Raw genomic sequence first — 22,718 nt, forward strand, 5'->3', positions numbered from 1 at the left:
TGCGATCGTTCCCCCGATATCGGTCGACGTCGCGACGCTAACGCAGCCCGTCCGGTCTTGTCCATCGACCCGGTCGGGGCCGGCCCCGGGCGTCGTTTCGAACCGTGAACACCCTTTGACGGAGCGGGATCATGCTCGTAGCCTGCGGATCATGTCTCAGTCCCGATGGCCGGGCGGTGCCGCGTGAGCGACCTGCGGGTGTTGGACAACGCGGTCTACACGTCCCTGACCGGACCGCATGCCCGCCTCGCCGAGAGCAAGGGTCGGGTGCGGCGTTATCCCGTCGACGTATCGCCGTTCGCGGCGCTGCCGGACGATCCGGGCGCGGCGGATTGGGCGGACCTGGCCGTACTGGCCGGTCCCGGCGTGGTCGTACCACTGGCCGATGGGGAGACCCTGCGGCCGCCCGAGGGCTGGGATGTGGTGATGCGGGTGGCGGGCGTACAGCTCCTGGGCGACGTCGTGGTGGGCATCCCCGACGACTCGCTGGTGCGGCTTACCGCCGCCGATGTACCGGAGATGTTGGACTTGGTCGCCCGCACCGAGCCCGGGCCGTTCCTGCCCCGCACCATCGAGCTGGGCACCTATCTCGGCGTCCGCCACGACGGCGCGCTGATCGCGATGGCCGGGGAGCGCCTGCATCCGCCCGGCTGGACCGAACTCAGCGCGGTGTGTACCGATCCGGCGCACCGGGGGCGGGGGTTGGCGACGCGGCTGGTCCTGGCGCTGGTGGCCGGGATACGCGGTCGGGGCGAGACGCCGTTCCTGCATGCCTCGGCGGGCAATGCCAATGCGATACGGCTGTACGAGTCGTTGGGTTTCCGGCTACGGCACACCCCGACGTTCCTGGGGGTACGGGTTCCGGCCGACGAGCCTGTTGCGGGAGTGAATGCGCGGTAGGTAGGCAGGGACCGGCGGGTGGATGTGGGGCCGGCGGGCCGCTCGTGCGGCCCGCCGGGGTGTACGTACCAAGCGTCGTGGGCCGGTGGGGCCGTGAGGTCCCGGGGCCGCGAGACTCCGGGCGCGCGAGGTCCCCGGCCGCGAGGTCCTGCGGGGCCGTCAGCCCGGCGGGTCCTCTGCCGCCGTGGCGTCCTGGTCGGCGCGGTCGGCGGCCTTTTCCGCCTCGGCCACCATCGAGGACATGTCCGAGGGCGCGTCGGCGGGCGTGGCCTGGCTGCCGGCCGGTTTCGACCCGTTGTCGCCGCCGTCGGAGCCGCCGCACCCGGTCAGGGTGACACCGAGAGCGAGCGCCGCCACGACGAGTCCGCCGATCCGGCGGCGCACGCCGGTCACTTGCCCGCGGCGGACGGCTGCGTGTCGCACCACGTCTTGACGTTCGCCAGGTCGGCCTTGCGCTGCTTGAGTTCCGGCAACAGACGCTGACGCGTCGTCAACTTGTCGTTCAGGTAGGTCTTCACGGCCGGGCGGTTGAGCTTGTCCGCCTCGGCGATGCGCGCCTGCAGGTGTGCGATGGACCCCTTGACGGTCGCGTCGCCGCCCAGCCGCTCGATCGACTTGGTCAGGCGCGTGTCAATGGTCGGCACCCGCTTGCAGATGCCCGGCTTGTGCTTGTCGCCGGCGGGCGTCGGGCCCGCCTGGGCGGCCGGTGCCGAGACCAGGGCGCCGACGGTGGTCAGGGCGGCGAGGGCGCCCAGAGTGGCGAGGCGTCGGGGCGCGCGGGCGCGCGAAGTGGTGGTACGGCGAGACATGGTGGATCTCCCGAGTTCACGGTTCACCGCCCCGCTGCGGGGTGGCGTGCCGCGAGAGTAGGTCGCCGATCTGTGGGGTTCTTGTGAGCCGTCTGTGCGGTTCTTGTGAAGCCGGACCCGGCCGGGGAGTCGCCGGATCCCGTCGGTCTCCGGGCCGTTTCGCGGCTCTTCCCCCAGGCCGTTTCGAGGCTCACTTCGCGGTGGGGACCGCCCCCGGTTCGCGGGTCAGCCAGTCGTGCCGGATCCCGTCGTCGCCGGGCGCTTCCGCCGCCGGGTGCCGCAGTGGGAGTACGACCTCGACGCGCGTACCGACGCCCTCGGGCGGGTCGGTGACCGTGACCCGGCCCCGGTGCAGCTCGACCTGCTGGGCGACCAGGGTCAGTCCCAGACCTGCTCCCGGACTGTCCGGTCCCCGCCGGAACCGCTCGAAGACCGCCGCGCGGCGGTCGACCGGAATCCCCGGGCCGGCGTCGTCCACCCGGATCCGGGCGCCGTCGGGTACCGCCTCGACGGCGACCCGGATCGGGGTCGGCCCGTGCGGGCCGCGCCCGTGCACGAGTGCGTTGCCGATCAGGTTGTCCACGACCAGGCGCAGTCCCGGACGCAGGCCGTCGACCCGGACCTCGCCGGCGCCGACCACCTCGACCTCCGCGCCGGGCTGCCGGATCCGCGCGTCGTGGGCCGCCTCGTGGGCGAGTTCGACCAGGTCCACCTGTTCGAAGGGTTGCGCGTCGGCCAGGTCGCCCTGGGCGAGTGCGCGCAGCGAGGCGAGCAGGGACAGGATCCGCTCGTGGCCGGCGGTCAGGTCGGCCAGTACCTCGACGCGCTCGTGCGCCGCCAGGTCGGGGTAGGCCGCGAGCACGTCGAGGTCGGTACGCATCCCGGTGAGCGGCCCGCGCAGTTCGTGGTCGACGGTCGCGGCGAACGCGCGCGCCGTGTCCAGGGCGTCCCGGGTCCGCGCGGTCTGTACGTCGTAGCGCCCGAGCACGTCGGCGAGGGTGCGACCGAGTTCGTCCACCTCGGCCACCCCCGACGGGACGTGTACGTCGGGCCGCGCCCGGTCGTCCGGTTCGATCGCCGCCGCCCGTCGACGCAGCGCCCGCAACGAGCGGGTGGTCGTGCCGGCGACGATCAGGCCGGCGAGCGCGGATATCGGTACGGCGAACAGCGCGACCACGAACACCCGGCGGCGCAGCAGCGCGGTACGGGCCTCGGTCTCCGCCGTCGGCTGGAACACCCGCAGCGTCGCGGGCGCCCCGGAGCGCGTGGCGCCCAGCGGTCGGGTGATCACGCGCCAGGCCTTGCCGCCGGAGCGCACGGTGACCGGCCGCCCGGACCGCCGATTCTCCGGCAGCGCCACCTCGGGTGGCGGTTGCGGCCCGGCGGCGACCGGCCCACCGGGCAGCTCGACGCGCACCCCGACGTCGAGCGCCCCGTCGAACAGCCTGGTCTCCCGGGCCCGCACGGCGTTTTCCCGGTCGTTCTCGACGGCCCGCAGCAGCGCCCGCGCATCCGGAGCAAGCCGATCGGCGCGCTCCCGCAACGTGACGTCCTGACGGTGAGTCACATCAGCGGTGACCCACCGCACAACCAGACTCCCGGCCGCGATCACGAGGAGGGGCACCAGGACGCCGACGGCAAGCGCGATCCGGGTGGACAACCGCATCGACAGTTGCCGGCGCCGGGGCGGGGAGGGCACGCCCGGAGGGCGGCGGTCGCCCTCGGTGGTCGGGGGGACCCCGCCCGCCATGTCCACCGCTTCCGCCGCCTTCACCGCCGGCCGTCCGACACCCGGAGCACGAAGCCCACCCCGCGCACGGTGTGCAACAGGCGCGGCCTGCCACCGGCCTCCAGCTTGCGGCGCAGGTAGCTCACGAAGGTGTCGACCACATCGGTCCGCACCTCGAAGTCGTAGCCCCATACCCGGGCCAGCAACTGGTCCCGAGTCAGAACCAGCCCGGCATTGCGCACGAACACGTCGAGCACCGCGAACTCGCGAGCGGTCAGGTTCACCGGCTCACCGTCGTAGGTGGCCAGATACGCGGCACCGTCCAGGATCAGCGGCCCCGCCCGCAACACCCGATCCCCGGGCGGGGCGGGCGGTCGACGACGCAGCAGCGCACGCAGCCTGAGTTCGAGTTCACGCAGGTCGAAGGGCTTGACCAGATAGTCGTCCGCACCCGATTCCAGCCCGGTGATCCGATCGACGGTCTCGTCCCGAGCGGACAACATCAGCACCGGGGTATCCACCCCGCGCTCACGCAACGCGGCACACACCTCGATCCCGGTAAGCCCGGGCATGGCCACGTCCAACACGATCGCCTGCGGCGCCGCCTGCCCCCCGAGCCCCTCCCCGGTCCCGAACGCAGCCAGGGCCGCCGCCCCATCCGAGGCCAACTGCACCCGATAGCCGGCCAACCGCAGCCCCCGCTCAAGGGCGCGCCGAATGGCGGGATCGTCATCCACGACCAACACCCGAGCCGCCCCCACAGCCCCCTCCCCCTCAACCACCCGCCATCACCCCAAACTCACCGGCCCGCCCAAGGTGGTCGGACCCTACGCCGGGAGTATCCCCCGCCCACGCACCTCCGGGGGCGGGGGTGCCGGGGGCGATCGGGGCGAGAGCCCACCGGGGACTGGCCGAGGGGGTGGGACGTGCCCGGCGGGCGGCGCGCCTCGGGACAGGATGGCCGGTGCGGGGCGGCTCCAAGCCGGAGGTGGGCCGCCGCCGGCGCGCGGGGCTCCGAGACCCGGGGCTTTCGGCGAGACGTCCACGTTGCTCGGCGAAAACCGCCCGGCAGCAGGCCGAGTCCGCCGGGGCGCGCGTTCCCGAGCGGGTCGAGCGTTGCGCCTTGGGTTGCGGGTAGCTGGTCCGGGGCTGGTCAGAGTCGACGGTGGGCCGCCGCCGGCGTGCGGGGCTCCAAGACTTGAAGCCCCCGACGAGACGGGTGCGTTGGTCGGCGAAAACCGGCCGGCAGCGGGGGCGGGGAGGGTGGTCAGGTTGGGTCCTCCGGGGGCCTTCTTGAGAGAGCGGGGGGTTTCGGGGCGTTTGGCGAGGGGTTGGAGTTCGAAACCGGATCTCGGCGGGTGGTCTTGAGCTTCGAGCTTCCGTGACCTGCGGTTTTGTGAGGTCGGGACAAAAACTCGGGCGCCGAGCGCCGGTTTCGTGTGCTCCGACCCCCCAACGCCGGAGCAAAAACCGGAACTGCTCCATCGGAGCCGGCTTCGGGCGCCACGGCCTCACAGAGGCCGTCGAGGAGACCGAAAGTGCCCAGTAAGAGCCGAAACCGGATCCCGAGGCATCCGAAACAGCCGCCGCCCGCACTGACCTGCGGTTTTCTCGCTCATTGAGGCCCCGACACCCCGCGCCATCCGGATTCGTGCACCTTCGTCACCCACATGCCACCGCCTGCCGAAGACACCCGACTACCCGAGAACGCGCCCCGGAGGACTCGACCCGACCACCGCCCTGCCCGCCGCTGCCAGCCGGTTTTCGCCGACCAACGCACCTGTCTCGTCGGGCACCCCGGGTCTTGGAGCCCCGCACGCCGGCGGCGGCCCAACACCGACTCAGACCGACCCCAGACCAGGCCACGCAACCCAAGGTGCAACGCCCGCCGAAAGCGCTCGGCCCACCCGAGAACGCGCCCCGGAGGACTCGACCCGACCACCGCCCTGCCCGCCGCTGCCGGCCGGTTTTCCGCTGAGTAACACGGCCGTCTCGTCGGGAGCCCGGGTCTTGGAGCCCCGCACGCCGGCGGCGGCCCAACACCGACTCAGACCAGCCCCGTACCAGCCCACGCAACCACAAACACAACGCCCACCGGAAGCACCCGACCCACTCGGGAAGCCCCCCGGCAGGCTCACTACTGCCGGCCGGTTTTCGCCCACCGACACACCCGGCTCGCCCGAACTCCCGAGCCTCGGAGCCCCGCACGCCGGCGGCGGCCCGCCACCGACCCGGACCCGCCCCGCACCGGCCACCCGCAGCCCAACGCGCCACGCGCACCGCGCCGGCCTTGGCCCCGTCAGCCGATTGGGGCGTCTCCTGGGAGGCCGGCGTCGATGGCGACGTTGCCTGGGGCCAGGCGGCAGACCACCCACTTGCCGTGTTCTCGGCGCAGGTCGACCCAGTAGGGCGACGGCGAATGGTCGGCGCCGGTGATCGAGACGTTCACCGTGGCCAGGTCGTCCTCCCTCGTGGAGTTGACGAACGAGAACGTGAAGTCGGCGCCCTCGCCCGCCACCACGCGGCGGGTGTCCTCCTCGCGCGCGCCGTCGCAGGCGCCGTGGAACGCGGTCGCCGGTCGGCCGGCGGCGACCGCGTGCAGGTAGTCGCGCGTGGTGTCGTGCCACGGGCGGTCGAAGTCGGCCCCCGACGCCGAGCAGGAGACCATCACGGCGGCTGCCAAAGCCGGTGTGGCGCCGCGCACGGCCCGCGACACCACCGTTCGCCACCAGGCGCAACGCCCCACGTTTCCCCCGCTCATCGCCACGATCGCTGGATCGTAGCGCGAACTCCCGTGAGAACAACCGGGCTTCGCGTCGGCAATCGCAGGGGCTTTGATTGACGCGGCGACGCGCGGTCTTTCCGCTCTCCGATTCGCACTTCGGATAGGTGCGTTGGGGCGACCCGCCCACCCCCAAAAAGCTGATGATTGCCGAATCCCGGTCACCGGTGATGAAGCCGACTAACGTCGAATTCGGTACATCCGAGCGCCCCTGCCGTCGGGCGAACCCCGACGGCGGCGCATGAGTGAAGGGCGAAGGTGGCGGTGATGAGTCACGAGAGCGCGGTCGCGGCTGCCGAGGCGGCGCGGCGTTACTACGGTACTGGTGACGTCGACGGGTTCTATCGGGCCGTGTGGGGCGGCGAGGACATCCATACCGGTGTGTACGCCCGCGCCGACGAATCCGTGGCGGTCGCGTCACGCCGTGCCGTCGAGCTGGCGGCGGATCGGGTCGCCGGGCGGCTCGGGCCGGAGCATACGGTGTTGGACCTGGGCTCCGGGTATGGCGGGCCGGCTCGCTACCTGGCCGGGCGGTTCGGGTGTCGGGTCGTTGCGCTCAACATCAGTCCGACGCAGAACGCCCGGCATCGCGACACCAACGTCGAGGCCGGTCTCGACGGGCTGATCGAGGTCGTCACCGGGTCGTTCCAGGACATCCCGTATCCAGCGGGGCAATTCGACGTGGTGTGGTCGCAGGAGGCGTTCTGCCATTCCGGCGATCGGCGGCAACTCCTGGCCGAGGCCGCGCGTGTGCTGGCCCCGGAAGGGGACCTGGTCTTCACCGACCTGATGGCCGCCGACGGCACCCCGCCCGAGGCGCTGCGCTCCGTGCTGGCCCGGCTCGAGGTGGCCGAGTTCGCCACGCCGTCGTTCTACCTGCACGAGATCGCCGCGCTGGGCCTGACCCACATCGACTTCGACGACCGCAGCGAGCAGGCGCTCACCCACTACCTGCGCCTGACCGAGGAGACCCGCCGGCGCGCCGACGAACTCCGCGACGTGATCGACCCGACCTACCTGGCCACTCTCCAGGAGAACCTGCCGCTGTGGGTCGACGCCTGCCGCGGCGGCCGGATGAGCTGGGGCATCTTCCACTGCCGCCGCGCCGCCTGAGATCCCGGCAACGTCGCATACCCCGTCGTCGCCGAAGGTGGGAAGACTTCTCAGGCACCCGTCAAGGCGCGCCGACGGGGCCGCTTCGGGCCTCCAACCTGGGCGAATGGACACGCTCGAATACCGGATCACCCCTCGGCGACGGGAGTGGATCACCGCTGCCGCCGCGGCCGGCGTCGGGCTCGCCGCAGCGCTGTGGGTGACCGTGGATCCGGGGGTGGGCGCACTTCCTGCGCCGCTCGGTCGCCGGTGGCGTCAGCCGCTGGTACATCCCGATCCGGATGGGCCTGGTGGTCCTCGCGCTCGTCCCGCCCCTCATGGTGCGCAGCGCGGTGGCGCGTACCCGGCTCACTCCCGAGGGCATCACCGACCGCGGGCTCTTCCGTACCCGGTTCGTTCGCTGGGCCGAGGTCACCGACCTCTCGATCCGGGCCATTGCCCCGAATTACCTCACCCGCCGCATCCTGGTCCGCCGCCGGCACGGCCGCCCCGTGTATCTGTCCGGCGTCCAGGACCGGGTGGCGGCGGACGGCCCGGCGGGCCCCTGCGCGGCCATGGTCGGGTACTGGCGCGAAGCCCTCGACCCGCACCCGGCGGCGCACCACCGCTGACCGGTGCCGGGCCGCGCGGGACGCCGCCGGGCAGCGCCGGACGGGCCCGAACAACGGAACGCGGTCGGCAAAGCGGACGAACGGCCCGGCGCGGTTGTCGGATTCGAAACTCGCTTATACGTTCCTGAGATGCAGGACCGTGTGCCTGCCGGCCCAAGCGCGTTACCAGTCGGAAGTCAGGAGTGGCCGAGGATGGTTCAGGTGGATACGACGGTGCCGCATTCGGCACGGATGTACGACTACGTGCTCGGCGGCAAGGACAACTATCTCGCCGACCGGGAGGCCGCCGAGGAAGCCCTCAAGGTGTGGCCGGGGCTGTGGACGAGCATGCGGGTCAACCGGGCGGTGATGCGCCGCATGGCGCACTGGTTGGCCGCCGAGGCCGGCATCCGCCAGTTCCTCGACATCGGCACCGGCATCCCCACCTCGCCGAACCTGCACGAGGTGGTGCAGGAGACCGCCCCGGAGTCCCGGGTGGTGTACGTCGACAACGACCCCATCGTGCTCGTGCACGCCCGCGCGCTGCTGAGCAGCGCCCCGGAGGGCCGCACCTCCTACGTCGAGGCCGACATGCGCAAGCCCGACGCACTGTTCTCGACTCCCGAGTTGTGCGACACCCTCGACCTGAGCCAACCGGTCGCGGTGACGGTCATCGCGATGTTGCAGTTCGTCGAGGACGCCGCCGGGCTGATCGAGAAGCTGACCGCGCCGCTGGTCCCCGGCAGCTACCTGGCCATCACCGCCGCGACGGCCGACCTGGCCAAGGGCTCGACCGCGCTGGCCGAGGTGTACAACCGCCGGGGCGTGCCGATGTATCTGCGCTCCCGGGAGGAGTTGACCGCCCTGTTCGCCGACCGGTGCGACCTCGTCGAGCCGGGTGTCGTGCCGATGCAGCACTGGCACCCCGTCGAGGGGGAGGAGCCGGTCGGCGTCGAGGACACCAACATGTTCGCGGGTGTGGGCCGGCTGCGCTGAGCCGACCGGGAAGGCGAGCGGTGCTACTCCTTGGCCTGCTGGATCCGGACCATGTTGCCCGAGGGGTCGCGGAACGCGGAGTCGCGCGGTCCCCACGGCTGATCGATCGGCTCCTGCAGGACCTCGGCGCCGGACGCCCGGACCCGCTCGAAGGTCGCGTCGAGGTCGTCGGTGCTGAAGACGGTCATCGGCAGCATGCCCTTGACGAGCAGCTCCTGAAGGGCGTCGCCGTCGGCCTGGGAGCGGCCGGCGTGCGGTTCGGAAAGCACGATCTCGAGGTCGGGCTGCGTGGCGCTGCCGAGGGTGACCCAGCGGAAGTCGCCGGAGGCGACGTCGTTGCGCAGTTCGAGGCCGAGCGCGTCGCGGTAGAAGCCGAGCGACTCGTCGACGTCGTTGACGGTGATGTGGCAGTACTGGAGTGCGATCTTCATGCGCCCCACGCTAGCCGGCGTCGTCGGGACCCGCTTCTCGAATCCTGCTCGGTCCGCCTCGGGCCGGCCGGGTCCGCACCTTGGCCACGCACGCGGGCATGGCCGCCACCGCCGGGTGTTCCCGGCCGCGGTAGGCGCTCGGGGTCTCGCCGACGATCTCGGTGAACCGTGAGCTGAAGGAGCCGAGCGAGGTACAGCCGACGGCCATGCATGCCTCGGTCACCGTCATCCCGCCGCGCAGCAGCGCCATCGCCCGCTCTATCCGGCGGGTCATGAGGTAGCTGTACGGGGTCTCGCCGTAGGCGGCCCGGAAGCGCCGGGAGAAGTGCGCCGGCGACATGAGCGCCCGGCGGGCCATCGTCGGCACGTCGAGCGGTCGCGCGTAGTCCCGGTCGATCAGGTCCCGCGCACGCCGCAGGTGGGCCAGATCGGCCAGCTCTTCCGGAGTCATGCCGCCCACGCTACCGCCGGTTGCCGACATACCCGACGACCTGCGCGAACGGGACCGCGAGCGGGACCGCGAACACCACCCGGAGGATGCCGCCGAGACGGAGCACACCCGAGTCCGGCAAGACCGGCCCAACCGCTTCAGCGAGTACATACGGATCTCCGAATCGGGGTGGTCGTCACGGGACCCGGGAGGGCCGGGTCGTGGACTGGTCTACCGCCCTCCCACGCCACAACCGATCGGTTTGTCTGGGCGAGGGCGTGTCTCGCACGCCGGCGTGCCTTCACGCGTGGCGCGGTGGCATCGGGACCAGGCGGTGTTCCACCGGGAGTGGGCCGAGGGCGTCGAGCATGGTGGCGAACTTGGCGCTGGTCTCCGCGAGTTCGGCCTCCGGGTCGGATTCGGGCAGGATGCCCGCGCCCGCCCACAGCCGGATGCCGTAGCGGCCGACCACCGCGCAGCGCAGCGCGATGATCCAGCGGCCGTCGCCGTGCCGGTCCATCCAGCCGACGAGGCCGCTGTAGTAGCCGCGCGGGTGGGTCTCCAGGTGGTCGATCAGGGTCCGGGCCGCCGCGCGGGGCAGTCCGCACACCGCCGGGGTCGGATGCAGCAGCGCCGCGAGCGCCAGTGCGCTGGGCACCGGTGGGCGCAGTCTGGCCTGGATCCGGGTGGACAGATGCCACACCCGTGCGGTGGCCACCACGTCCGGCCGGTCGGGGATGTCCAGCCTCGTGCACAGCGGGGTCAGCACTCGGCGCAACTCGTCCACCAGCAGGGCGTGTTCGCGCCGCTCCGTGGCCGAGCCGAGCAGCTCGGCGGCCCGGGCCCGGTCCAGTGCGGGATCGGGGTGTCGCGGGGCGCTGCCGCCCATCGGGTTGAGCAGGAGTCGGTCGCCGTGTCGGGACAGGAGCAGTTCCGGCGAGGCCCCCACCAGGGTGCGCCGGGGCCCGCGCACGCCGGGGCGGTGGGCGTCGGGTCCGGGCGCGCAGGGGTCGAGGTCGAGCCGGAAGACGTGTCCGCCGGGATTGTTGCGGTAGAGCCGATCCAGCGTCACCGTGGGGTCGAATCGGCCCGCCAGGGTGAGGCTGCGGGCCAGCACCACCTTGCGCGCGTCGCCGGCGCGCAGCCGCCGCACCACCTCGGCGACCGCGGCCAGGTAGGCGGGGTCGGCGGCCGACGGTCCGGCCGGCCGGGGCGGGGCCGCTCCGCAGGTCGCGACGGTGGTGCGGGCCGTGCTGTACATGCGGCCGACGGCCAGCACGGCGGGGGTGTTCTCGTCGAAGGGGAGCGCGCCGACCACACACCGGCCGGGCCCGGCGTGCCGCAGGGCCCGCTCGGCGCTCTGCGCGACACGGGCGAACTGACCCGGACCGGGCCGGACCCGCAGCGGCGGCCCGGGGTGGGCGCGCAGCAGGTGTCGGGAGGTGGCGAGCAGGAAGCGGGCCGGGCCGAGGGGCATCGTCGACTCCTGTTCCGCGCGACGCCGACCGGCCGTGTACGGGCGGCGCCGCCGCCGACGTGGCAGCTGTACGGGATGTCGCGGCGGGCAGGATCGACGACGGGAACGGCCCGCGCGGCTCACCGCCGTCCCGCCAGTGCAACATCCCGCCACGGGTCGGCGACAGGGCGCGCGGGGGTGGTGTGCCCGCGTCCCGAAGCACGGCGGCCCATCCTGCGCGCCGGACGGAATCGGCCGTGCCGTACCCCGCCCCCGACCGGTACGGACGGGGGCGCCTCGCGGGGCGTTCCGCCGTACCCCGCAGGCGGATTCGCGCGTTCCGTACCGGCCCGCCGGCCCTCGCCCGTTCGCCCGGATTCCGCCCTCCGGCCGCCGACTCCCGCGGCGCGCAGGGGGAGTTCCCCGCGCGCCGGGATGCTCCGATGCGCCGGTGGCCGGCACTGGAACCGGCCGTCGGCGGCGCACATCGTGGAAGGGCCATCCGAACGACCGGCAGGGGAGAGCCGTGATCCATATCGGTGCCGGCCCCGGACACGGTCGCGTGATCCGCGTCGTGGTGTTGGGCGAGTATCGGGCGGATCGCCTCGTCGGGCCGCTGCGCCGGGCCGGTGCGGAGGTGGTGGTCCTGGGCTTCCTCGACCTGGCGGCGTACCTGGGCCCCGACGTGTTGTGCGGGCGGTTGCCGGCCGACGCGAGCGACGACACGATCCTGGCGCTGCTCGACGACTGGCGGGCCGACATCACGATCCCGAACATGTGCTCGCCCGGTCAGGAGCAGGCGCTGCGCGGCTACGCCCGGATCGGCCCGCGCCGGCGCGCGAGCGGGCACGAAATGCCGGTGCATTCCCGTGAGTTCGCCGTATTGGCCACCGACAAGGTGGCGTTCCACCGGGTCGCCGAGCGGCGCGGCTGGCCGGCTCCGCGCGGCGCGGTCTGTGCCGGTCCCCGCGAGCTGATCACCGCGGCCGACCGAATCGGGCTGCCCGCGGTGGTCAAGGAGGCCCGCAGCGAGTCGCTCGCGGGGCGCCGCCACGTGCCCGACCGCCGGGTGCTGCACCGGATCCGGACCGAGCTGCGTTATCCGCTGCTGCTGCAGGAGGCGGTCCGGGGCGAGGAGTTCGCCGTCGAGCTGTTGAGCGGCCCGGCCCGTACCATCGCCTGGCCGATCGCCTCCCTCGGCCCGTTGGACGCCGAGTGCGCGCCGGGCCGGCGGGCCCGGGTGCAACCGGCGACCGTGCCCGAGCGGGCCCGACGCGAACTCGCCCGCGTGATCGCCGATATCGTGCGCGCGGCCCGCCCGTTCGGGCCCTGGCAGATCGATTTCGCCGTGTCCGACGACGGCCGCCTGCACCTGATCGAGCTCAACGGCCGATGCGGCGGCGTGTCCAACATGAGCTGGGCGTGCACCGGCCTGGATCCGCACGCCGCCCATGTCGCCGCGGTGCTCGGCCGCATGCCGCCGGCGCCGCACCCGCGCCGGGCCGCCCTCGAATTCCCGGTACCCAACGGGGTGTTGCTGCCCGCTCCGCCGCCGGGGATCGATCTGCTCACCTTCCCCGGCAACCCGGGCAACCAGGGCCCGTGGCACTCGGGCGCGCAACGCGTCGTTCTGGTCGTCCCCCGCCACGCCTCGGCCCGGGCCCGCGTGTGGCTCCAAAACCTTCCGGCGCAGGCCCTGTCGATCCGCCCTGGGCCGATCGTGACCCAACTCGCCCACGGGATGCGCACCTTGGCCACGGGCAGCGGCACCGTGCCGAACCTCCGTTGAGTTCGACCGCGCCGGGCGCCCGGGAGTACCGGAATGCGGACGACCCGCGTCGAGTGCGCGTCCGCGGTGCGTTCACGGCTTCCGGGCCACCGCCCCGTAGCAGGAGACGAGGGCGGGTTCGGCGGACGGCTCGGCGGTGGGGTGCCACCGGGACACCGGGACCACGCCGGGCGCCTCCACGTCCCAGCCGTCCAGGAGTTCGGCCACCTCGGCGCGGCTGCGCGGGCGCACGGTGATGCCCGCGTCGGCGTAGGCGCGGACCAGGCCGGCCCAGCCCTTCGGGTCGTAGTCGCCGGTCACGTGCGCGATCACCAGCCGACTGCCCGAGGGCAGCCGCCGAGTCAGCCGGCGCAGCAGGTCGAGCGGGTCCTGATGGTCGGCGACGAAGTGCAGGATCGCCACGAGCAACATCGCGACCGGCTCGTCGCAGGCCACCGAGCGCGCGAACTCCGGGTGCTCGACGATTGTTTCGGGCCGGCGCGGGTCGGCGTTGAGGTAGGCGGTGCGGCCTCGGGGGCCGCTGGTGAGCAGGGCCTGGGCGTGCGCGAGCACGATGGGATCGTTGTCCACGTAGAGCACCCGGGCCTGGGCCCGCACGGCCTGGGCCGCATCGTGCGTGTTGCGGCCGGCGACCGGGATGCCGCTGCCCACGTCGACGAACTGCCGGATGCCGGACCGGGCCAGGTGCTCGACCGCGCGCAGCAGGAACCCCCGGTTCTCCTGGGCGGTGATCCGCAGCGTGGGAAAGGCCGCGAGCGCCGCCTCGGCCGCCTCGCGGTCGGGGTCGAAGTTGGTCCTGCCGCCCAGGTAGTAGTCGTACATCCGGGCCGGGTGGGCTCGTTCGATGCCGATCTCCAAGGACCTGTCCGTGCCGTGTCCGGGCTCGTCCGCCACCGTCGTCTCCCCCTGGTTGCCGACCGGATCCTCCGCGCGGTACCGGTCGTCGTCCGCCCGATCATCGCGAACCGGCCCCGCCCGCGGGGCGCATCGGGAAACTACCCGAGATCGGGGGGACGTCACCGCGCGTCAGTCCGGATCCGGGATCTCCGGCAGGCCCAGGGCGCGGGCGATCGTCTCCTTCGCGTGGCGCACGTTCGAGCGCACGGTGGCGGCGGTCATGCCCAGGAGGCGACCGGCCGTCTCGTCGGAGTACTCCAGGACGTAGCGCAGCGTCATCGCCTCGAACTGCCGGTCCGGCAGTCGGGCGATGGCCCGGAACAGGCCGATGGGCCCCTCCAGTTCGGCGAGCTGGTCGCGGGACAGGTGCAGGACGCGGCGGGCGGCTGTCGCGGTATCCGGGTCGTCCTCGCTCAACCCCTGCATCAGCAGCGCGATCGCGTCGCGCCGGAGTTCGCGCACGGTCTTCTCCCGGATGCCCAGCAGCCGGGCGGCGTCCTGGTTGCTCTGCCCGAGGACCCGGGTGAGCAGGAAGACCTCGTGGTGGTCCCGGGGCAGTTCGTGCACGGCGGTGAACAGCGCGATGCGGTGTTCCAGGGTGTCGAATACCTTCGGCGGCAGGCGCAGCGCCTCGAAGGCGGCCGGATCGAATGCGGCGGTGGACACGAACGCCGAGGTTCGACCGGTGCGTTGCATGTGGCGCACGATGTGTCGGCGCAACATGCGCCAGGCGAGCGGTTCGACGGGTCCCGACGCGCGCTCCCATTCCGTGGCCAGTTCGATCAGGCTTTGTTCGACGACTTCCGCGGCCGGCTCGCGCGCGCCCAGTTCCAGGTGTGCGACCCGTAACCACAGGGTGGCGTACCTGCGGTGGAACCGGACGAAATCGGGCGGCAGTTGGCCTTCGGCGGATCGTTCCCCCGGGTTCGTCACGACCCGTCCTTCCTGTTGCGCGGTGGGGTCCGGCGGGGAACTCCCGTCCCCGGCCCGGGGAGGGGCATCCGCGAGCCGGGTTCGAGGACCCGCAGAGGAGGGTGGTTCTGCGTCTCCACGCGGAGACCTCTCTGTTGGCTCCCCGGCCCGTGTGGGCCGGGGCGTCGATGCGGGGCGCGGCGCGCTCCCAGGCACAGCAAACCCTGTGGAGAGCCCGGGTGTGCAAGATGAAGGCTAACTGCGCGTAAGTACATATTCGCTGTCCGTTGATCGAACAGGCCAGGTTTTGACATGTTTACGATCGTTTATCCGGAATCGACGAGCCCTGTCACACGGTGCCCGCACCACGGTCGCGAGCCGATCGCACACCGAGCGGGTGACCACCACCCGGCGTCGGGTGACCCGGCGAACACGGTTCCGTCGGGCGGGTACCGAGTGTGCCGCATCCGGGGACCGCGGTCCGCCGTTCGGCGCGGCGAACCCCCCGGATGGGACAAAATACTTCCCGTGCACTTGCACAGACGGCATCCGCGTCCGCTTGGCTGTGTGTCAAGCCCCCTCGAGCGCATCCCGAAGTCCTGTCGATGTCCGCATCGACGGCCTTGCGGATCCGGTCTCGACACGCGCCCCGAACAGGCAAGGACACCCATGAGCGACCATCGGCGCCCAGACCGTCCCCCTCCGACCCGCCCATGAGCCCCACCGACGCCGCGATCGGCGGCGAACCCCGCACGCTGCCCGTGTCGTTCCACGCCTACCGTCTGGCACACGCGGGGACCTGGCTCGACTACGCGCGCGTGCACCTCGACGACCCGGAGCGGGCCCGAACCCTCGTCACCCGAGCGCTCCTCGACCTCGCCCGCACGTGGGCCCACGCGCTGCGCCGCCCCAACGTGCACGCGTACGCCTGGGCCCTGTTCCGGCGACATCTGGACCAGTACGGCCCGCATCCGGCGCGGATCGCCGTCGCGGCCTCGCCGCACATCCCGTCGCTCCCGGGGCGGCACTACGACGTACTGATCCTGCGCACCCGACTGCGCTGCTCCGCGGAGCAGGTCGCGGACCTGCTCGGTACGACCGCCGACGGCGTGCGCTGCGATCTGCGCTGGGCGCTGCGCCGATCGGCCACCCATCCGGGCACGACCGACCCCAGCGAGGATATTCCGTGAGCACTCACCCCGACCGTCGCGAACACCGGCCGACCATCGACGAGATGCTGGGCGCGGAGGGCGTCCTCGCGCACGAATACGACGACTACGACCACGCCGAGGCGGAACGGTCCATCGCCGCCGCCCTGTTCGGTGCGTCGACCCCGGCCGAGGCCGGTACGGACGCCGACGCCGAGTCCGGCCCCCGGGCCGTCCGCGAGCGCGCCGCCCACGAACTCGCCCTGGCCGCGGCCGTCGTGCTCAACGCCGACCAGGCCACCGACGCGCTCCAGCGGTTGTCCACGCTGCACGAGGGCGGGCCGGACGGCGCGCTGGTGTTCGCCTCGCTGCTGTATCTGGCCCACCACGGGGACGGCGCCCGCTTCTGGTGGCAGGTCGCGGCCGGCTGCGGCAACCGCACCGCCGCCCACTGCCTGTACCTCCTGCACCGCAGCCACGGCCAGACCCGCGACGCCGTGCACTGGCGCCGCCGGGCCGAGCGCATGACCGCCCCCGACGCGCCGTGCGAAGTGCCGTGCGCCGCCCGCCCGCTGCTCACCGATCCCGTACGGCACGCGCTGATCGCCGCCAGTCATCGCGGCGCCGATCCTCGGCTGCCGCCGGCCGTCGAGCGGGTCATCCACGGCCTTCCGGTGGACGCGGCCGCGCCCGACTTCGGCGAGGTACCCGTGCCCGACCCCACCCTCCCGCGCGAACTCGCCGTCGCCACCGCCCGGGGAGCCCCCCGACGCTGACCCCGGCCCGGGGCGCGCCGCCGCTCGGCGCGGTGGCGCTCGGCCCGGTGGCGCTCGGCGCCGTGGCCCCGCTCAGCGCGGTGGCGCCGACAGGGGGCGGGTGCCCAGGGTGCGGAACAACTCCTTCGTCATGGCCCGGTTGATCGCCGGGTCACGGCCCTCGACATAGGGGATGCGGGGTGTGTACCCGGTCGCCGCGAACAGCGCGAGCGCACGGATGTTGCGCGCGCCGGTCTCCACCACCAGGCGCCGCGCCCCCGCCTCGGCGGCGGTGTGCTCCAGGGTGGCCAGCAGGCGGCGACCACAACCCCGGCCCCGATGTTCGGGCACCACATACAGCCGCTTGATCTCCGCTGTGCGACTGGGCAGGGTGCGCCAGCCGCCGCAGCCGATCGGTTCGGTGCCGGCGTAGGCCACCACCAACAGCCCCTCGGGCGGCTCCAGATCGCGCGGTTCGGTGGTGTCGGGGTGGTCGGCGAAGCCGTAGAGCGCGACCTGCTGGGCATAGAGCGCGTGCAGCAGGCGCTGGGTGTCGGGATGCGTGTAGGGACGCGGCACGAGGCGTATGTCGCCCGGACCGCTCGGGGCGTCGGCGCCGAACGGCCCGTGGTGGCCCGGAGCGGCCCCCAGGACGGCCCCGCCCTTGGCGCGGTGCGCGAAACCGATCAACGACCTGCTCCTCTCCCGCCGACTCGCGAACCAGTGCTGCGGGACATTCTCCGGCATGTCCCCACGCGACGGACAGTGGTCGAGCCGAACATGCTGCAACCGAGACTTCGGCGATCCGCACAAGCCCCGGCGCCGCAGGCCCGACCGGCCCCGAAAACGGGTCGGCGTCCCTCCGGGTGACGAAGACCACGATCCGCCACGAACCGGCGGGCGCGGATCCGAAGGGTCAGCGGAGCTTCGGGGCGCCGTTCGGGAGGGGGACGATGTGGGGCGCCGTCGTGGTCAGTTGGTGGCAGGTCTCGCGGTATTCGCGGGGCGGGCGGGAATCGCGGACGATGCCGGCGCCGGCCTGTAGCCACGTGGTGTCGTCCCGGGTGTGGATCATCCGCAGGGCCAGGGTCGCGTCCAACTCCCCGGACCGGCCGGCCCGGATCACGGCGCCACCGTAGAGGCCGCGCGGGCCCGGCTCGTGGGCGTCGATCACCGCGTAGGCCGCCGCCCTGGGGGCACCGGTCGCGGCGAGGCCGGGGGTCGTCGCGACGAGGGCGTCCCAGGCGCTGTACGGCTGTGCCAGTCGGCCCGACAGGCGCGAGCCGATGTGGTGCACGTTGCCCCGCTCCCGGACCGCCATGAACTCGTCCACGCCGACGCTGTCCGGCTCGCACAGGGCGCGCAGTTCCACCTCGGCGGCGCGGACCGCCAGTTCGTGCTCGTGCACCTCCTTGGCGTCCCGCGACAGCGCGCCGCGCCGTCGGGCGTCGAAGGCGGGGTCGCCGTCGCGCGGACACGTGCCCGCGAGCGGTCGCACGGTGACGGTCCGATCGCCGGCGACCTCCACCACGGTCTCCGGGCTGAACCCGACGGCCCGAAGTCCCGGCAGATCCAGCAGGAACGACCGGGCCGGCGTATTCGCCCGGCGCCCCCGCAGGTAGGTGGCCGGGAAGTCGACCGCATAGGGCACGGCCACCCGCCGGGACAACACCACCTTGTCCGCCTCGCCCGCCCGGATCCGCCCCACCGTGGCCGCCACCGCCGCCGTGAACGGCGCGGGATCGTCGTCCTCGACGTCGACCGGCCAACTCGGCGCGGCCGTCGCCCGATCGCCGTCGAGCACGATCCGCGTCACCCGCCGCAACTCCTGGATGTCGCACGCCCACACGGTCAGCGCCGTCTCGTCCACCCCGACCTCGACCCGGGGCACCGTCAGCCGCCCGAGCAGATCCGCGCCCACCGGCAACCCGGCCACGGCCCGCCCGAGTTCGAAGCCCACCCACCCGTAGAGCCGCCAGTCCTCGATCGGCAGCCCGGCCAGGACCGCCTCGATCGCCCTCGCGGGCGACCCCACCCACGGCACACGAGTACATCGCCCCTCACTCGTCCCGACCACGGCGTCGGCATGCACGGCCACCTCCGCGACGGCGCCGCCCGCGAACCACCAGCGCCCCTCCCCCTCGTATACGACCGACTCGTCGAACCCCCCGGCCTCGGCCAACCGCACCACGACGTCGAGCGGATCGAACTCCCCCTCGTGGCGCACCCACAGTCGGCGTGGATCGGTCGCGGCGGCATCGGCGGGCGCGGCGGCGATGGTCATGGGATGCACCGTCCTCGGATACTGCGGCCGGCCCGGGCCTCGACGCGTCGCACGCGGCGCCCACCCGGCCGCACGGATTGAGCAGTATCCACTTAGGTTAGCCTTACCTAACACGAGACGCCAACGCAATATCGCGGCGCCCCCGACGCTCGCCACCCCTCCCCGCAAACCAACTCGGCTGCACACCCCGCGAGTTGGGTAACCCGCCCAAGCGGCACCCGCTCGCCCGCGCACACCGATCGACCCACAAGCCCACACCGCGACTCACCCGTTGGGATGGTTTATCCGGCCTCCCGTGCCGCATCGACGATCGCCATACCGGACAAACCGATACGTTGCCGAAGTCCGCCCTCCCGACCCCGCGCGTCGTATACCAGGAGGCTCCGTGCACACCATCGACCCGGCCGACGAAGGCCGTTCGTCCCGCTCGGGACTCACCCGGCGCCGGTTCGTGATCGCCGCCGGCGGTGTCGCGGTGGGTGGCGCGTTGATCGGCGACGCGATCGGGCCCGGCGCCCGGCCTGCCCACGACCCGTTCGCGGAGGTCGCCGCCGGCCGCGACTCGCTGTCCTTCACCGCCGCCACCAACGGCGCCGCGACGCTCGATCCCGTCGGCGGCGGCCTGGTCGCCGAGGTGCAGAGCGTGTTGTGGGCGATCCCACCCGACGGCGGCCCGGCCCGCGCGCTGACCGCGCCCGAACTGGAGCCCTGCCGACCGGTGTTCGCCCCCGACGGCCGGCTCCTGGCCTTCTCCGCTTATCGGGGCGGCCGGTTCCACGTCTGGACGATGCGCCCCGACGGCGGCGGACTTCGGCAACTCACCGACGGCCCGTGGGACGACCGCGCGCCCGCCTGGTCCCCGGACGGCACCCGGCTCGTGTTCGCGTCCGAACGCGACGGCGACCCGATCACGGGCAGCCCGTACCGGCTCTGGGTCCTCGACGTGCGCGGCGGCGCGCTCACCCGCATCACCGGACTGCCCGGCCAGGACGGCCCGTTCCACGACGGACCCTGGGAGGACTTCGACCCGACCTGGGCCCCCGACGGCACCCGGATCCTGTTCGTCCGGGCCGCCGCGGGCGGCGCGTCCCCGGACGCCCGCACCGTCGCCTCCGTGCCCCCCGACGGCACCGGACCGGTGACCGTCGAGCACACCGAGACCACGCCCGGCACGCAGATCATGACCCCGGCGCTGTCCGCCTCCGGGCGGTTGGCGTATCTGCGCACCATGGGCGGGCCCGAAAGCGAACGGCCCGACGGGGAGTGTGCCCTGATCGTCGACGGCGCGCGGATCCCGATCGACGGCGACGTGCTACCGGTGCCGCCGCGTTGGAATGCTGGCGGCGAGCTGCTGCTCAACGTGGACGGACGGTTCCGGCTGCTCCGCCCCGAGGACCCCACGACGGCCGCCGAGTTCGCCTTCGACGCCACCCTGCCGCTCGACCGACCGCGATACCACGCCAAACACCGCGAGTTCGACACCGACCGGGTGCGGCCCGTCCGCGGCATCCACCTGCCGGCGCTGTCCCCCGACGGCCGCGAGGTCGCCTTCGCGGCGCTGAACACGCTTTGGATCGCGCCGACTTCAGGTGGCGGAGTGCCGCGCCGGGTGTTCTCCGCCGCACCCACGCGCTACGTCATGGCGCCGACCTGGACCGGCGACGGCCGGGGCCTGGTGTTCGCCGACGACCGCGACGGCCTCTACGCGGTACGCCGTCTCGACCTGGCGTCCGGCACCGAAACGGTCCTGGCGGCCGGCGGGCGCACGCATCCGGCCCTGTCCCCCGACGGACGCCGGCTCGTCAGCCTCGACATGTCCGGCAACCTGGTCCTGACCGACCTCGCCGGCGGCACCGAACGGGTCCTCGCGCCGCCGCTGTCGGGCAGCGGACTGCCGGGGCGGCCGAGTTGGTCGCCGGACGGCCGCCGCGTGGCGCTGTGCGAGCGCAACCGGCTCAACCGGCGCTTCCGCGAGGGCTACAACCTGATCCGGGTGATCGACGTCGACGCGCCCGCCGGCGACGCACACGAGGCGCCCGGCGCGAGCCGGCTGTACGCGGTCGCCCCGCACACCTCGATCGCCGACCGCTACGACTCGGGGCCGGTCTGGTCCCCCGACGGGCGCTCGATGGCGGTGATCGTCGAATCCGCCCTGTGGTTGCTGCCCGTTCGCGCCGACGGCGCTCCGGACGGGGAGGCGCGACAGCTGACCACCGAGGCCGCCGACCATCCGTCCTGGTCCGCCGACGGCGGCCGGCTGCTCTACCTGTCCGCCGGGAGGCTGCGCCTGTTCGACGTGGCCGCCGGCACCGCCCGCACCGTCCGGGTGCCGCTGGATCACCGCCACCCCACCCCGGCCGACCTCGTCGTGCACGCCGGACGCCTGTGGGACGGCACCGGCGAGCGCACCCGCGACGACGTCGACATCCTCGTGCACCGCGGCCGGGTCACCGCGATCGAACCGCATCGCCCCGGCCGCCCGTCCGCCGCCCCGCCCCTCGACGCGTCCGCGCGCACCGTGCTCCCCGGCCTGTGGGACGCGCACACCCACCCGTGGCAGTACACCTTCGGCGGCCGGCAGACCGCCACCCAACTCGCCTACGGCATCACCACCGCCGTCTCGCTCGGCGGCTTCGCCTACGAGCAGGCCCGGCTCAAGGAGGCGATCAACGCCGGCGAACTGGCCGGCCCCCGCCTGCTGAGCACCGGGGAACTCCTCGACGGGGCACGGGTGGCGTACAGCATGGGCCGCAGCCACCGCACGCCGGCCGGGCTCACCCGGTCGCTGGCCCGCGCCGCCGCGCTCGACTGGGACTTCGTGAAGACGTACGTACGGGCCCCCACGTGGCTGATGGCCGAGGCGGCACGGTACGCCCACGACGAGCTGGGCGTACCCGCCGGAAGTCACCTGTGTTCGCCCGGAATCGAGGTGGGCCAGGACCTGACGACCCATCTGAACGCGACCCAGCGCATCGAGTTCGGCCGCGCCGTCTCCGCGACGGGCCACTCGTACCAGGACGTGCACGAGATCTACACCACCGGCGACTTCGCCATGATCGCCACGCCGTTCACCGCACTGCCCCTGATCGGCGCCGACCCGGCCCTGGCCGCGGACGACCGGGTCACCGTGCTGATGCCGCCCTGGCACACCGCGCTGGTCCGCCAACTCGCCGGCCGCCCACCCACCCCCGCCCAACTGGCCGCGCTGGGCACCGAGATGGACACCTACCGCCGCATCCTGAGCGCCGGCGGCCGGGTCGCCATGGGCACCGACGCGCCCCTGGTCCCGGTGGGTCTGCACCTGCACCTCGGACTGCGCGCGCTGCATGCGCACGGCCTGTCCCCCGCCCAGGCACTGCGCACCGCCACCGTGCTGCCGGCCCGACTCTTCGCCGTGGACCGCGACCTGGGCACGCTGGAGCCGGGCAGACTGGCCGACCTGACCATCGTGGACGGCGATCCGTTCACCGACTTCGACACCCTGGTCCGCACCGTCTCGGCGGTACGCGGCGGCACCCCCTTCCACCGGGACGACCTGGTCCGCTCCTTCCCGGCGCCCGCCGCCTCCGCACCCGCCGCCGGCCAGGCCCGGGTGACGCCGCCCGCGGCAGGCCACCACGCCCGCCCCGAACCCGAGCCCGCCGACGGCTGGTTGGCCATCGCCCTGGAGTTGCAGCGGGACGGCTGTTGCGGCTGA

General features: G+C 73.3%; 20 protein-coding genes. 8 read left to right on the top strand and 12 right to left on the bottom strand.

Translation table 11 applies throughout. The features are described 5' to 3' along the window. The first annotated feature begins 183 nt into the window (after positions 1-183). Complete coding sequence (locus ACMXN5_RS36360; protein ID WP_439679157.1) at positions 184-900, top strand: GNAT family N-acetyltransferase; 717 nt, start codon at positions 184-186, stop codon at positions 898-900. A gap of 159 nt (positions 901-1,059) precedes the next feature. Here the strand turns inward: ACMXN5_RS36360 and ACMXN5_RS36365 are convergent, their stop codons facing one another. The 5 genes from ACMXN5_RS36365 to ACMXN5_RS36385 all read right to left on the bottom strand — a co-directional run bounded on the left by ACMXN5_RS36365 (position 1,060) and on the right by ACMXN5_RS36385 (position 6,199). Then, complete coding sequence (locus ACMXN5_RS36365; protein ID WP_439679158.1) at positions 1,060-1,326, bottom strand: hypothetical protein; 267 nt, start codon at positions 1,324-1,326, stop codon at positions 1,060-1,062. After that, a complete protein-coding gene (locus ACMXN5_RS36370) occupies positions 1,290-1,709 on the bottom strand; it encodes a hypothetical protein (RefSeq protein ID WP_439679159.1) in 420 nt (139 codons plus the stop codon). Before ACMXN5_RS36370 ends, ACMXN5_RS36365 begins: the two co-directional genes overlap by 37 nt. 190 nt (positions 1,710-1,899) lie before the next feature. After that, the gene (locus ACMXN5_RS36375) at positions 1,900-3,408 is read right to left on the bottom strand and encodes a sensor histidine kinase (protein WP_439679160.1); all 1,509 of its coding nucleotides are present in this window, start codon (positions 3,406-3,408) and stop codon (positions 1,900-1,902) included. Between the two features lie 71 nt (positions 3,409-3,479). Next, a complete protein-coding gene (locus ACMXN5_RS36380) occupies positions 3,480-4,175 on the bottom strand; it encodes a response regulator transcription factor (RefSeq protein WP_439679161.1) in 696 nt (231 codons plus the stop codon). 1,562 nt (positions 4,176-5,737) lie between these two features. Next, on the bottom strand, positions 5,738-6,199 hold the full coding sequence (locus ACMXN5_RS36385; protein WP_439679162.1) for a hypothetical protein: 462 nt from the start codon (positions 6,197-6,199) through the stop codon (positions 5,738-5,740). 288 nt (positions 6,200-6,487) lie between these two features. Between ACMXN5_RS36385 and ACMXN5_RS36390 the strand changes: the two genes are divergently transcribed. The 3 genes from ACMXN5_RS36390 (at position 6,488) to ACMXN5_RS36400 (ending at position 8,919) form a co-directional block, all read left to right on the top strand. After that, on the top strand, positions 6,488-7,333 hold the full coding sequence (locus tag ACMXN5_RS36390) for an SAM-dependent methyltransferase (protein WP_439679163.1): 846 nt from the start codon (positions 6,488-6,490) through the stop codon (positions 7,331-7,333). 281 nt (positions 7,334-7,614) lie between these two features. Beyond that, positions 7,615-7,944, top strand: a complete 330-nt coding sequence (locus ACMXN5_RS36395; RefSeq protein ID WP_439679164.1) for a PH domain-containing protein — start codon at positions 7,615-7,617, stop codon at positions 7,942-7,944. A 192-nt stretch (positions 7,945-8,136) separates the two neighbouring features. Further along, a complete protein-coding gene (locus ACMXN5_RS36400; protein WP_439679165.1) occupies positions 8,137-8,919 on the top strand; it encodes an SAM-dependent methyltransferase in 783 nt (260 codons plus the stop codon). A gap of 23 nt (positions 8,920-8,942) precedes the next feature. Here ACMXN5_RS36400 and ACMXN5_RS36405 read toward each other — a convergent pair whose 3' ends face one another. The 3 genes from ACMXN5_RS36405 to ACMXN5_RS36415 form a co-directional block, all read right to left on the bottom strand. Further along, on the bottom strand, positions 8,943-9,350 hold the full coding sequence (locus ACMXN5_RS36405; protein WP_395796050.1) for a VOC family protein: 408 nt from the start codon (positions 9,348-9,350) through the stop codon (positions 8,943-8,945). A 10-nt stretch (positions 9,351-9,360) separates the two neighbouring features. Then, complete coding sequence (locus ACMXN5_RS36410) at positions 9,361-9,801, bottom strand: helix-turn-helix transcriptional regulator (RefSeq protein ID WP_380009333.1); 441 nt, start codon at positions 9,799-9,801, stop codon at positions 9,361-9,363. 280 nt (positions 9,802-10,081) lie between these two features. Beyond that, complete coding sequence (locus ACMXN5_RS36415) at positions 10,082-11,257, bottom strand: isochorismate synthase (RefSeq protein ID WP_439679166.1); 1,176 nt, start codon at positions 11,255-11,257, stop codon at positions 10,082-10,084. Positions 11,258-11,762: 505 nt separating this feature from the next. Between ACMXN5_RS36415 and ACMXN5_RS36420 the strand changes: the two genes are divergently transcribed. Further along, the gene (locus tag ACMXN5_RS36420; protein ID WP_439679167.1) at positions 11,763-13,025 is read left to right on the top strand and encodes a hypothetical protein; all 1,263 of its coding nucleotides are present in this window, start codon (positions 11,763-11,765) and stop codon (positions 13,023-13,025) included. 72 nt (positions 13,026-13,097) lie between these two features. On the opposite strand, the gene ACMXN5_RS36425 is transcribed toward ACMXN5_RS36420, so the two are convergent. Then, a complete protein-coding gene (locus ACMXN5_RS36425; RefSeq protein WP_439679168.1) occupies positions 13,098-13,919 on the bottom strand; it encodes an SAM-dependent methyltransferase in 822 nt (273 codons plus the stop codon). A gap of 132 nt (positions 13,920-14,051) precedes the next feature. Continuing rightward, positions 14,052-14,855 carry an RNA polymerase sigma factor gene (locus ACMXN5_RS36430; RefSeq protein ID WP_439679169.1) on the bottom strand — a complete coding sequence of 268 codons (804 nt, stop codon included), beginning with the start codon at positions 14,853-14,855 and terminating at the stop codon, positions 14,052-14,054. A 692-nt stretch (positions 14,856-15,547) separates the two neighbouring features. Here ACMXN5_RS36430 and ACMXN5_RS36435 point away from each other — a divergent pair. Both ACMXN5_RS36435 and ACMXN5_RS36440 read left to right on the top strand, forming a co-directional pair. Next, positions 15,548-16,024, top strand: coding sequence for a hypothetical protein (locus ACMXN5_RS36435; RefSeq protein WP_439679170.1), 477 nt, complete (start codon positions 15,548-15,550; stop codon positions 16,022-16,024). Beyond that, positions 16,021-16,758 (top strand): hypothetical protein, encoded by a 738-nt coding sequence (locus tag ACMXN5_RS36440; protein ID WP_439679171.1) that lies wholly within the window; start codon positions 16,021-16,023, stop codon positions 16,756-16,758. Before ACMXN5_RS36435 ends, ACMXN5_RS36440 begins: the two co-directional genes overlap by 4 nt. A gap of 72 nt (positions 16,759-16,830) precedes the next feature. On the opposite strand, the gene ACMXN5_RS36445 is transcribed toward ACMXN5_RS36440, so the two are convergent. Continuing rightward, positions 16,831-17,484 carry a GNAT family N-acetyltransferase gene (locus ACMXN5_RS36445; RefSeq protein WP_380009354.1) on the bottom strand — a complete coding sequence of 218 codons (654 nt, stop codon included), beginning with the start codon at positions 17,482-17,484 and terminating at the stop codon, positions 16,831-16,833. A 169-nt stretch (positions 17,485-17,653) separates the two neighbouring features. Continuing rightward, positions 17,654-19,021 (bottom strand): salicylate synthase, encoded by a 1,368-nt coding sequence (locus ACMXN5_RS36450; protein WP_439679172.1) that lies wholly within the window; start codon positions 19,019-19,021, stop codon positions 17,654-17,656. 385 nt (positions 19,022-19,406) lie between these two features. On the opposite strand from ACMXN5_RS36450, the gene ACMXN5_RS36455 reads away from it, so the two are divergent. After that, positions 19,407-22,718: an amidohydrolase family protein gene (locus ACMXN5_RS36455; protein WP_439679173.1), complete on the top strand. Its 3,312-nt coding sequence runs from the start codon at positions 19,407-19,409 to the stop codon at positions 22,716-22,718.

The sequence above is a fragment of the Embleya australiensis genome (genome assembly GCF_051903075.1).
Taxonomy (GTDB): Bacteria; Actinomycetota; Actinomycetes; order Streptomycetales; family Streptomycetaceae; genus Embleya.